Raw genomic sequence first — 10,398 nt, 5'->3', positions numbered from 1 at the left:
CCTGCTTACTTTTACATGTTTGGCAGCTTGAGTTCTGTCAGCTCCATCCTTAATGTGCAATAAAGCTAATAGGCGAATTCTCATTCTGCCATTGGTTTCTTGAGCAATAAGTGCCTTTAAATTAATAAGCTCCAATTTCTCAGATAATTGTTTTTTAGTAATATATTTCATAACTACCATTAGATCACAAATTTAATGTAATTGGTATAACATAGCAATAGCGAGTTGCTTCTTCTCTCGTTTCGCATTATCAATCGCTGTTGTTAGATGTTCGAGTAATAAGTTACGGTTTGGTAGTTGTGTCAAACTATCAAAATTGGCTTGTTGCCATATGATGTTATCAGCTTTATCTCGCTCAATAGCAATGCCAACAAGATTGGAAACTTGTTCGATTAGGGTAAAGTCAATGTCCTTTGGTGTTGATATTTTATGATGATAAATAGCAAAAGTGCCTAACGACTCACCTTTACCATTAATAATAGGCTCTGACCAACAAGCGCCTAATTCAGCTTTTTTAGCTAACACTGCCCAATTAGCCCAATAAGGATGTGTTGAAATATCGCTGACAATGACTCTTTCTTTGGTAAACACTGCAGTGCCGCATGAGCCCATACCATGACCAATAGCAATACCCTCTATAGCCTCGTTATAAAAGTCAGGCAAACTAGGAGCCGCACCTAACACTAAATGTTTTCCTGATTTATCGAGTAATAAGATACTACACATCGTTTCAGGATATTCGTTCTCAACGCCATGTATGATGGAGTGCAAGACAGTAGTTAATTTACTTGAGTGGGCAATTAATTCGAGAGTGTCATTACGCAGTTGATTTATTTTATCTTTTTTTGATAATTGACGATTTTTACTTTCCATAAACATTGAAAAGGCTAACGAAAAGATATTTGTTAAAATCAAGGAGCCAACAATGCGAGGTAAGGTAAAATTGTCAAACTGTTGATAAGTAATAAACAATGCAATAATTATTAACAAGCTATTCAACACGCTCGCGGTGACAATAGGTAGGAAATAAAAGCCTGATATTATTACGGGAAACAGCCAAAAAATTAAACTTTCACCTTGGATGTAAATGGATGTTAGCAGCGTTAATTGCAGAAAAATAGTCAATAAGCAGCTGAAAAATTTTGTTTTGCTAGTATACCAAACGCCAGAAAAAATGCCCGCTATGCCCAGTATCACAACAAGGTTAATAATAACTCCTACATTGTCGTGCGTTCTAATGCCTGAAATCAAGGCTGGAAGCAATGCTAATATTGCCATCGCGGTTACTGTTAAGAGAATTTTATCATCTGGTAAGCGACTTTTCATTTTAAAAATTATACTCCATTAATTTTTTATAGCTCAATATTATCGCTTGAAACGCTATTGAGCAATCCTTTTACTTCTTATCTAATATAACGGAAAATTTATTTGTATGTAATGAAAAAATACAAACAAAACAATTACATAAAAATAACATCTAACTTACTTTTTAATGATATTTATCAGGGGCTACTGAATTTTAGTGATATTATTTGATTAACCCTTAGTTTTATATATTTAATATAGAGAAGTTATTACTGGTATAAGCTAGTGGTAAATACTTAGCGGTAAAGTTGTTTTGATAAAGCTTAGGACTACGCTCTGAAGCACTATAAAAATCTTTTGCGCCCTAAGGTTTTTAACGTGTAGATCATCATTGAGTATGGTCATTTTTATCGAGTAATATTTGAAATCTGTTCTGCTTTAACGTGATTTTACCTTTATCTTTACCTTGATAAAGTGAAAGTTAAAACTATCATTTTAAGCTTATAATCGTCTAGTAAGATGCTGAAAATATTCTTCTGATTGATTTCTTTGATTTCTTTGATTTCTTTGATTTCTTTGATTTTTGCAGGTTTTAAGGGTGATATTTTTTATTGCTTACGTTATGTAGTGCTTATACTATTGAGCATTAATACTACTTTTTAAAAATGCTTAGCTCACTTATTATTTAGTTCGCTAAGCTGTATTTAGTTTTACTTTTTATTATGTCTTGATTGCAATACCGCCATGACTTCACTTAGCTCAATGTTTTGATCTTGAAGTAGCACCAAGGTGTGATAAAACAAATCGGCACATTCACCTAATAAATCTTCTTTGGTTTCAGCGACAGCTGCTAAAGCAACTTCTACGCCTTCTTCGCCCACTTTTTGAGCAATTTTAGTGGTGCCTCGCGAAAATAAATGGGCGGTATAACTATCTTCTGGCGCATCATTTTTACGACCAGCAATCACTTGCTCAAGTTGACTAAGAAAATTTTGTTGGCTTATGGTTTGTTCAGGAAAACAAGACTCTGTACCCAAATGGCAAGTAGGACCTTGTGGCCGGCAAGCGATAAGTAAGCTGTCTTGATCGCAATCAGTTACTACCTGGCTAACCTTTAAATAGTTACCACTGGTTTCGCCTTTGCACCAAAGTGCTTGCTTAGCGCGGCTATAAAATGTCGCTAAGCCAGAGTTTAAGGTTTGCTCTAAAGCCTCAAGGTTCATGTAGCCTTGCATTAAAACGGCACCGGTATCTTGATGCTGAATAATTGCTGGGATCATGCCAGCCATTTTATCCCATGCCAATTGGCTAATATTGTCTTGTGTAATTAGCATAATCTGATCTCAACTTTTTCATTTTTAAGGGTTTGCTTTAATTCATCCATCGCTATAATAGCTTTATGGAAAACACTGGCAGCGAGCGCTCCGTCAACATCAGCCTGCTGGAAAACATCAACGAAATGTGATATTTCACCGGCGCCACCTGAAGCGATTAACGGCACATTGCACAGTTTGCGTACTTGGCTAAGTTGTTCAATATCATAGCCTTGGCGAACACCGTCTTGGTTCATACAATTGAGCACAATTTCACCAGCGCCTAATCTTTGTACTTCTTGGATCCAATCTAGGGTGCGCCATTTAGTTTTTTGTGTTCGGGTTTCATCGCCAGTAAATTGGTAAACTTGGTATTCACCCGCGCCATTATTAGCATCTTGATTGAAAAAGCTATCAACGCCAACCACAATGCACTGCTGACCAAAAATATCGGCTAAGCGTGATATTAAACTGGGGTCTCTTAACGCTGGAGAGTTAATAGATATTTTATCCGCACCCATCATCAGAATTTGCTTAGCATCTTCTTCGGTTTTTATACCACCGGCGACACAAAAGGGAATGTCGATAACTTGAGCAATGCGACTAACCCAGCTTTTGTCTACTACGCGGTCATCTGAGCTGGCGGTAATATCATAGAAAACCAGTTCGTCAGCACCTGCTTGTGCATATTTTTGTGCAAGCGGCACAATGTCGCCAATAATTTCATGGTTACGAAACTGCACACCTTTTACCACTTTGCCATCGCGAACATCAAGACAAGGAATTATACGTTTGGCCAGCATGCGATTGCCTCCTCTAGAGTAAACTTACCTTCAAGCAATGAGCGACCCAGTATAACGCCATCAACACCCGTCGGTATTAGGGCTTTTATATCTTCTAATGAGCCAATACCGCCAGAAGCCTGCCATTTAATGCTTGGATATTGCTGACAAAGTTCTTGATATAAGGCAACATTACTACCCGTTAATGTACCGTCTTTACTGATGTCCGTACACAAGACATGAATTAAACCAGCAGCAATGTAATCATCTAATAAGGCTTCTAAATTAACACCACTGTCTTTTATCCAACCGTGCGTGGGTAGGGTTTTATTACCCATAGCATCTATTTTTACATCGAGTGCTAACACAATATGTTCACCGCCAAACTCGTTTAGCCATGCTTGCACTAATGTCGGCTCTTTTATGGCGAGTGAGCCAATAACAATACGGTCAGCGCCTAAGTTAAGCAGCTGTTGCACGTCTTCTTTACAACGCACTCCGCCACCCACTTGAATGATCATGCTGTCGTGTTTTACTAAAGTGGCTAGTAAAGTTAATTGGCGTTTATTACTGTCTTTTGCACCGTCTAAGTCAACAAAGTGCATGACGGTTGCACCCGCTTTAGCATAGGCATTTTGTCGTTCTTTTGCAGTGTATTGATAGTTGGTTTTTTGTTGGTAATCACCTTGAAATAATCGGACGACTTCGCCGTCAATTAAATCGATTGCTGGGATCATCATCGCTTACATCTCCAAGAAATTCTTAATTATTTTACTACCAAGCGCACTAGAGCGTTCAGGATGAAATTGGCAACCGATAAAGTTATCTTTGGCAATGGCAGCAGAAAATTCACTACCATAGTGGCAACGGGCAACAGTATATTCAGAAATGGGCGCCGCAAAGCTATGGACAAAGTAGAAATAGTCATCAACGCTGATGCCAGTAAATATGGCATGGTCGCTAACCTGAGTTAGGGTATTCCAACCCATATGTGGCAAGCGTAAGGTTTTAGCCTCAAGCGGACGCACATCGGTGGGGATCAAACCTAAGCACTCAACTACTTCATCTTTACCTACACCTTCAGCAGAAGTGCGGGTCATTAACTGCATGCCCAAACAAAAACCTAATACCGGTTGGGTAAGTTGTTGTAGTGTCGCTACCAAACCTTTCGCCCTGATATTTTCCATGGCGTGGCGAGCACTGCCCACACCGGGTAAAATAACTTTGTCGGCATTTTTAATGACATCGATGTCATCAGAAATGGTAATAGTAAAGCCTAAACGCTCGACGGCAAACTTTACCGATGCCAGGTTTGCACAACCGGTGTCAACAATAACAAAGTTAGCTTGCGGGTTTTCGCTCATGCTATAAACATCCCTTTGTGCTGGGTAGGTCATCACCGTCAACCGCTATGGCTTGGCGCAAAGCACGACCAAATACTTTAAATAAGCTTTCGACTTGGTGATGACAATTGCCTTCAGTCGTTGAAAGGTGCAGGGTGATAGCCATCGAATCTGCTAATGAACGAAAGAAATGTGGCACCATTTGGGTCGACATTTGTCCGACCACATTATCAGTAAATTTAGCATCAAATTCTAACCAAGGGCGACCAGAAAGATCAATCGAGCACTCGGCGCGACATTCGTCCATTGGTAAAACAAAACCAAAACGACCAATACCGCGTTTGTCACCTAAAGCTTGTTTAAGCGCTTGGCCTAAAGCTAAAGCGGTGTCTTCAACACTGTGGTGTTCGTCAATGTGATAGTCACCATCAACACTGACTTGCATACTAAAACCGCCATGTGCAGCAATTTGTTCAAGCATGTGATCAAAAAAGCCTAAGCCGGTTTTTATTTTAATATCACCGACTTTATCAAGGTTGATGGCAACATTGATATTGGTTTCTTTTGTTGTTCTAACAACTCTTGCTACTCTTGAGCTAGTAAGCAGTTGCTCAGCAATGTCGTTCCAACTAAGCGATTGACGGTTATATTTAAGCGCTTTAATACCCATGTTGGCAGCAAGCGCCATATCGGTTTCTCGGTCGCCAATAACATAAGAGTTAGCAAAGTTAACTTTACCCTGCTGTAAATAGTCACTAACTAAGCCTAACTTAGGTTTGCGGCAGCTACAGTTGTCTGCTTCAAAATGTGGGCAAAGTAGTACCTGGTCAAAGTTAATGCCCTGTGATGCAAACATCGCCATCATTTTGTCGTGTGGCAAGTCAAAGTCGCTTTGTGGGTAGCTTGTGGTGCCTAAGCCGTCTTGGTTTGACACCATGACTAAGCGAAAGCCTTTTTTCTGCAAGGCAATTAACACCGGGATCACGTTAGGTTCAAAAACTAACTTTGCTAAACTATCGACTTGTTTATCGCTAATCGGCTCTTCAATTAAGGTACCGTCTCGGTCGATAAATAAAATATTTTGTTGGCTCATATTAATTCTCTTTTGCCACCGTTTGGGCTGTTGTTGTGATAAAACTATTGATGATAGTTTGCTGTAATAGACCAAGCTCGCGTTCGCTACCAATACTAATGCGCAAACAGTTAGCTAAATTTTGCTGTTTTGATTGATCACGTATTAAAATGCCTTGCTCTACCAAGCCATTGAAAATAAAGTTTTTTACTTCTTCATTTTGACAACGAAACAAAACAAAGTTTGCATCACTTTTAAATACTTGGCTGCACCAGCTTTGCTGAGTTAACCATGTAGTTAATTGCGTACGTAAAATTTCAGTTTCTTGTACGCGAATACTCACTTGTTCGAGGCCAGATGGCGCTAATGCCACACTGGCAATATCGGCAACTGGCGCCGAAATAGGGTAAGGCGCTATGACTTTACTGATCATCGAAATAATGTCTTGATTAGCTAGGGTAAATCCGCAACGTAAACCCGCTAAAGCAAACGCTTTTGACAGTGTTCTTAAAATAACTAAATGCGGATAAGTTTTAAGCCAGCTAGCCACTGATTGTTCAGGGCTAAATTCGATATAGGCTTCATCAACCACCACAATGGCCGAGTCGGCAAAGAGTTCAAGCACGGTTTTAATATCTTGCTGTGCCAGTAAATTACCAGTTGGATTACCAGGTGAGCACAAAAAAACCACTTTTGCTTGACCCACTTGTGCTTTTAAACCGGCTAAATCTAATGACAACTCTGCTGTTAATGGTACTTTAATAATACCGGCACCATGATTTTCAGCGCTAATAGCATACATGCCATAAGTGGGTGGACAAATGACAATGCTGTCTTGATATGCTCGGCAAAAGGTTCTGATGATCAGCTCTATGCCTTCATCGGCGCCGCGTGTTGCTAGCATGTTTTCTGCAGCTATAGCACTGTAAGCACTATAAGCATTGATCAGGCTTTCTGGCTGAAAGTCAGGGTAGCGATTGATACTATCACTGCTAACTTGGTAAATACCGGGACCTGAAGCTTCGTTAGCGTTGAGCCAAATTTTGCCTTGCATTGAACCACTGCTGGCATATAGTCTACGCGCAGACTGGTAAGGCACCATATCTATCAGTTCTTTGCGGGCAAGTTTGTTTGCAATGCTCATTTATGCCTCCGTACTCTGGTTAGAGCTGCTGTTGCTCTCACTGTGATCAGCTTTTGTGTTGTTGCTTGTTTGCTCAAATGGGGTTTCTAAGCGAATAGTGACAGCACGTTTATGACCGTCTAGCCCTTCAGCATCAGTGAGCTCGCAAATACATTCTGCTAAACTGCTTAAGCCTTGACGAGTAATTTCTTGCACAGTAAAGCGTCTTGAAAAGTCAGCCAGTGACAAACTGCTGATCACTTTTGAATAACCGTAAGTAGGTAGCACGTGATTGGTACCACTGGCATAATCACCGGCAGATTCTGGCGTATACGCGCCAACAAAAATTGAACCAGCATTACGCAGCTCAGTTAATAACTGCTGGGCATTATCAGTTTGAATAATTAAATGCTCTGGCCCATATTCATTTGATATTTCAACAGCTTGTGCTAAGTTTTTAGTCAGTATTAATCGGCTTTGCTGTAAGGCTTGGCGCGCTATTTCTGCCCGTGATAACACAGTTAGTTGCTCAGCTAAGGCTAATTGAACTGCGTTGATGAGTGCCTCACTATCTGATAACAGAATAACTTGGCTATCGGGACCATGTTCGGCTTGCGATAATAAATCAGCGGCGACAAATCCTGCATTAGCATTGGCGTCTGCTATTACTAGCACTTCTGATGGTCCTGCTGGCATATCAATAGCAAAACCATTGACTTGCTGTGATAGTTGCTTTTTAGCTTCAGTAACATACTTATTGCCTGGACCAAAAATTTTGTTCACCGCTTTAATGGTTTGCGTACCAAAAGCCAATGCGGCACAAGCTTGTGCGCCACCAACACTGTATATTTCTTCAATGTCGCATAATGCAGCAGCCACTAGAATTTCGTCAGCTAATTGACCCTCTTTATTGGGCGGGCAAACTAGCACTTTGCGTGGGCATTGTGCCAATTGTGCCGGCACACCTAACATTAATACCGTTGATGGTAGTGGTGCGCTACCGGCTGGAATATACAAACCAACACTAGCGATAGCTTCAGTTTTTAAGGTACATACCACACCAGGCGTAGTTTCAACCCGAATGTCAGCACTAATTTGTGCTTGGTGAAAACGTTTAATTTGCCCGTAAGCTGTTTCAATGGCTTTTAATCGTTTAGGCGTTAATCTGGTTTTCGCTGCAGCAATTTGCTCTGGTGTCACTTTCAAAGTATCAAGCAACACGCCATCAAATTTTTCGGTAAAATCAAATAAGGCTTTATCACCGTTTTTTCTTACACTGGTGAGAATATTTTCTACCTGTTGTGATAACAAACCGCTTTCTGCAATGGCCGGGCGGGCGAGTGCGTAATTACGCTCAGCACTTGACAAGTTCTCCCAAGTGATTAAGTCTTTTAGTCTGCTACTGTCTTGGTTATTTATGCTCATTTTTTAGCCCATCATTTTTTCAATTGGCATTACTAAAATAGAGTTACAACCTAAAGCGTTTAGTTGCTCCATGGTTTCCCAAAAGAATGTTTCTGTTGCGACAACGTGTACAGCAACAATGTCTTCACGCCCGGCTAAAGGTAATATTGTGGGTGTTTCTTTACCTGGCATAAGCGCGCTTACTTGGGCGATTTTGTCTTTTGGTGCATGCAACATGATGTACTTACTTTCTTTGGCTTTCATCACGCCTTGAATACGAGGCAATAAAGTGTCAAGAATCGCTTGTTTCTCTGGTACTAAAGTGTTGTTGGTTTGAATTAATGACGCGTGCGAGCGAAAAATTTCTTCCACTTCAACCAGACCATTCGCTTCTAATGTTGCACCAGTTGATACTATGTCACAAATACCGTCAGATAAGCCAACACGAGGTGCGACTTCAACAGAGCCTTTTAGTAAACAAAATTCGACGTTGATACCGTTATTTTTAGCAAAACGATTTAATAACTGAGGATAAGTGGTAGCAAATCTAAGGCCATCTAGACTCTTTATACCTTTATAATCAAAGCCTTCTGGCATAGCTATTGACAAGCGGCAGCCACCAAAATTTAAACCCAAGGTGCGAATATATTTTGATTTTTGGCCGATTAATTCCCGCTCTAATGCCGCTTCTTCCAAGGTATTGTCGCCTACGATGCCTAAATCGCAAACGCCATCCATGACCAAGCCCGGAATATCGCTACTACGTACCCGCATGATGTCAATTGGCATATTGGCAACATGAGCAAGTAATAGGCGATCGGAGACATTAAGTTTAAGGCCACAACGCTTTAATAACGCTTGTGTGTCGTCGCTTAAGCGACCTGATTTTTGCATTGCAATGCGTAAACGTGGTTCTGTTGTCATGATTTTTCCTATTAATTTTTAAATTTTTGGTGCTATTTAGTCGCTTTTTATGTGTTTTATCATTGTTCAAAAAAGCATGTATATACAATTTCAAAGCCATAAAAATGCGAAAACCCCCGAGAGAGATGAACTCTTTCGGGGGTTTAGAAATTAATTTTTATTTATCTTACACCACTGAAAGGTTCATAGCCCTCAGCGAATAAACCTGAGCAGCTAATCTGTATGATGATGGTGATGAATGGCAATCAAGTTTAAAGTCATGTGTTATTTACTCTATTATTACTTCGGTTAGCATAGTTGTAAGATAATAATTCATTTGGCTATTTTTTAAATTAAAGCACTACAGTGTTAACAATATACCATTACTTTTAAAGTTACTTTTAATGATTTTACAAAAACTGTCGAAAAATGAAAAAACTTTTAAAGTAGTTACTTTAATTTGAGTTAAAGATACGTTGATTCTCAAGCTAGAGCAAGTGTTTAATGTTAACTCAATATGATTTTTTGAACTAAGCTAGTATTGTTTTGTTCTAAAAAGTGTAGAGCAACAGAGTTAAAGGCTAAGCAAGTATTGCCGATATAACTATAATAAAACAGAGATATTATATTTTAATCAGGGGACATAACAATGGACATTTTCACTACTGCATTAACCCGTGTTGTTCCCGTCCCTATAAAGCCCGCCAGTTTGAAAGTTAAGGCGTTGACAAAAGTGGCTGCAACGACTGCTGTTTCTGACGATATAGCAGGTTTAGAGGAGCCAGCATTGTATTTTAAAAAACCGTCTGATCAAGAAAATAATACTGACAATGCAGCGCCAGAGGTTGTTGAAGCATCACCAGTGCCAGCAGATAATACCGGTAAACGTATTGATGTCTTTGATGATAGTGAGTGCACAACTGCAGAAAAAGATGATAAACCTCAGCTAGATATTTTTGTATGAAATTAAGCTTTTGGCATAAAAGACGAATTTAAGTCGGCAGTATTAACGCATTATTTAGTACTTTATACCAAGTTGATTAATTACCTGCTCATTTTTAATGGTTAAAATGAATAACTACAGCGTTATAAAATTTATAAGGTGAATAACTACTGACTAAATTTTATGCCTTGTATTTATCCATTTTTCCTC

At 39.6% G+C, this 10,398-nt stretch carries 10 protein-coding genes and 1 other annotated feature; of the genes, 1 reads left to right on the top strand and 9 read right to left on the bottom strand.

Features of this window, described 5'->3' with window-relative positions:
• Positions 1–192: 192 nt before the first annotated feature.
• From ESZ39_RS16375 to hisG, 9 genes are all read right to left on the bottom strand, one after another.
• On the bottom strand, positions 193–1,326 hold the full coding sequence (locus ESZ39_RS16375) for a GAF domain-containing protein (RefSeq protein WP_146881002.1): 1,134 nt from the start codon (positions 1,324–1,326) through the stop codon (positions 193–195).
• 689 nt (positions 1,327–2,015) lie between these two features.
• The gene (hisIE, locus tag ESZ39_RS16370; RefSeq protein ID WP_146881001.1) at positions 2,016–2,639 is read right to left on the bottom strand and encodes a bifunctional phosphoribosyl-AMP cyclohydrolase/phosphoribosyl-ATP diphosphatase HisIE; all 624 of its coding nucleotides are present in this window, start codon (positions 2,637–2,639) and stop codon (positions 2,016–2,018) included.
• Positions 2,633–3,421, bottom strand: coding sequence for an imidazole glycerol phosphate synthase subunit HisF (hisF, locus tag ESZ39_RS16365; protein WP_146881000.1), 789 nt, complete (start codon positions 3,419–3,421; stop codon positions 2,633–2,635). The genes hisIE and hisF overlap by 7 nt, the downstream gene beginning before the upstream one ends.
• Complete coding sequence (hisA, locus tag ESZ39_RS16360; protein WP_146880999.1) at positions 3,403–4,140, bottom strand: 1-(5-phosphoribosyl)-5-[(5-phosphoribosylamino)methylideneamino]imidazole-4-carboxamide isomerase; 738 nt, start codon at positions 4,138–4,140, stop codon at positions 3,403–3,405. The genes hisF and hisA overlap by 19 nt, the downstream gene beginning before the upstream one ends.
• Before the next feature lie 3 nt (positions 4,141–4,143).
• Positions 4,144–4,764 carry an imidazole glycerol phosphate synthase subunit HisH gene (gene hisH, locus ESZ39_RS16355; RefSeq protein ID WP_146880998.1) on the bottom strand — a complete coding sequence of 207 codons (621 nt, stop codon included), beginning with the start codon at positions 4,762–4,764 and terminating at the stop codon, positions 4,144–4,146.
• Between the two features lies 1 nt (position 4,765).
• Positions 4,766–5,836, bottom strand: a complete 1,071-nt coding sequence (gene hisB, locus ESZ39_RS16350; RefSeq protein ID WP_146880997.1) for a bifunctional histidinol-phosphatase/imidazoleglycerol-phosphate dehydratase HisB — start codon at positions 5,834–5,836, stop codon at positions 4,766–4,768.
• Position 5,837: 1 nt separating this feature from the next.
• Positions 5,838–6,959 carry a histidinol-phosphate transaminase gene (hisC, locus tag ESZ39_RS16345; RefSeq protein WP_146880996.1) on the bottom strand — a complete coding sequence of 374 codons (1,122 nt, stop codon included), beginning with the start codon at positions 6,957–6,959 and terminating at the stop codon, positions 5,838–5,840.
• Positions 6,960–8,363 carry a histidinol dehydrogenase gene (gene hisD, locus ESZ39_RS16340; RefSeq protein ID WP_146880995.1) on the bottom strand — a complete coding sequence of 468 codons (1,404 nt, stop codon included), beginning with the start codon at positions 8,361–8,363 and terminating at the stop codon, positions 6,960–6,962. It lies immediately after the preceding gene.
• A gap of 3 nt (positions 8,364–8,366) precedes the next feature.
• Positions 8,367–9,266 carry an ATP phosphoribosyltransferase gene (hisG, locus tag ESZ39_RS16335; RefSeq protein WP_146880994.1) on the bottom strand — a complete coding sequence of 300 codons (900 nt, stop codon included), beginning with the start codon at positions 9,264–9,266 and terminating at the stop codon, positions 8,367–8,369.
• Positions 9,267–9,370: 104 nt separating this feature from the next.
• Positions 9,371–9,504: a sequence feature (His leader region), on the bottom strand.
• Positions 9,505–9,894: 390 nt separating this feature from the next.
• Here hisG and ESZ39_RS16330 point away from each other — a divergent pair.
• Positions 9,895–10,209, top strand: a complete 315-nt coding sequence (locus ESZ39_RS16330) for a hypothetical protein (protein WP_146880993.1) — start codon at positions 9,895–9,897, stop codon at positions 10,207–10,209.
• Positions 10,210–10,398: the final 189 nt, after the last annotated feature.

Origin of the sequence: Colwellia sp. C1TZA3 (assembly GCF_007954265.1) — a bacterium.
In the GTDB taxonomy this organism is placed as follows: Bacteria; Pseudomonadota; Gammaproteobacteria; order Enterobacterales; family Alteromonadaceae; genus Cognaticolwellia.
Note: the sequence above shows the minus strand (reverse complement) of the source record. Positions and strands in the feature narration are given on the sequence as shown.

Bases quoted from the DNA above. Each gene is read 5' to 3' on its own strand.
- ESZ39_RS16375 (WP_146881002.1), bottom strand. From the start codon at position 1,326: ATGAAAAGTCGCTTACCAGATGATAAAATTCTCTTAACAGTAACCGCG.
- hisIE (WP_146881001.1), bottom strand. From the start codon at position 2,639: ATGCTAATTACACAAGACAATATTAGCCAATTGGCATGGGATAAAATG.
- hisF (WP_146881000.1), bottom strand. From the start codon at position 3,421: ATGCTGGCCAAACGTATAATTCCTTGTCTTGATGTTCGCGATGGCAAA.
- hisA (WP_146880999.1), bottom strand. From the start codon at position 4,140: ATGATGATCCCAGCAATCGATTTAATTGACGGCGAAGTCGTCCGATTA.
- hisH (WP_146880998.1), bottom strand. From the start codon at position 4,764: ATGAGCGAAAACCCGCAAGCTAACTTTGTTATTGTTGACACCGGTTGT.
- hisB (WP_146880997.1), bottom strand. From the start codon at position 5,836: ATGAGCCAACAAAATATTTTATTTATCGACCGAGACGGTACCTTAATT.
- hisC (WP_146880996.1), bottom strand. From the start codon at position 6,959: ATGAGCATTGCAAACAAACTTGCCCGCAAAGAACTGATAGATATGGTG.
- hisD (WP_146880995.1), bottom strand. From the start codon at position 8,363: ATGAGCATAAATAACCAAGACAGTAGCAGACTAAAAGACTTAATCACT.
- hisG (WP_146880994.1), bottom strand. From the start codon at position 9,266: ATGACAACAGAACCACGTTTACGCATTGCAATGCAAAAATCAGGTCGC.
- ESZ39_RS16330 (WP_146880993.1), top strand. From the start codon at position 9,895: ATGGACATTTTCACTACTGCATTAACCCGTGTTGTTCCCGTCCCTATA.